Annotated in this window: 1 protein-coding gene; it reads left to right on the plus strand. The window is 41.0% G+C overall.

What is annotated here, in order from left to right; translation table 11 throughout:
* Nucleotides 1-525 (plus strand): IS110 family transposase (locus PGX44_RS08430; RefSeq protein ID WP_498855020.1); only part of this gene is annotated, 525 nt, incomplete at both ends.

The following is a 525-nucleotide window of genomic DNA, read 5'->3' on the forward strand; positions in this document are numbered from 1 at the left end:
GGATTTGATGTTTCTGTAGTCAATCCGCTTTCCACGAGTCGCTATAGAAACATAGATGTCAGAAAGGTAAAAACAGATAAGGCTGATTCCGTTTCCATTGCCAGCTATGGACGCAGCTATTGGCATATACTGCCAGCATTTAAGATGAATACAGATGAATATTCCTGGTTGAACGACGCAGCTGACGATTATCTTACCATTTCCAAGTCACAAAACAGGCTGGACCTGCTGTTTAAGCACAAGCTAGAACGTAGTATGCCAGGTATTGATAAGGAGCTTGCCTCCTTAAATAAAGAAACCGGCAAAAATAAGTTGTTGGACTTCGTCATGCAATATCCTCATTTTGCTACTATTACAGCAATGTCTGAAGCTGAATTTATTGAGGACTTCTGTATTTGGGCAAGAAAAAAGGGATACCGGGCTTCAAAAAGTAAAGCAACCACGATTTACTCTTTGGCCTTAAATGGTATCCCTTCCACCCCAGATAGTCAGTACAATAGAGATTCGATTCGGATGTATGCTGAT

Origin of the sequence: Caecibacter sp. AF58-12pH5A, from assembly GCF_027681725.1 — a bacterium.
In the GTDB taxonomy this organism is placed as follows: domain Bacteria; phylum Bacillota; class Negativicutes; order Veillonellales; family Megasphaeraceae; genus Megasphaera; species Megasphaera hominis.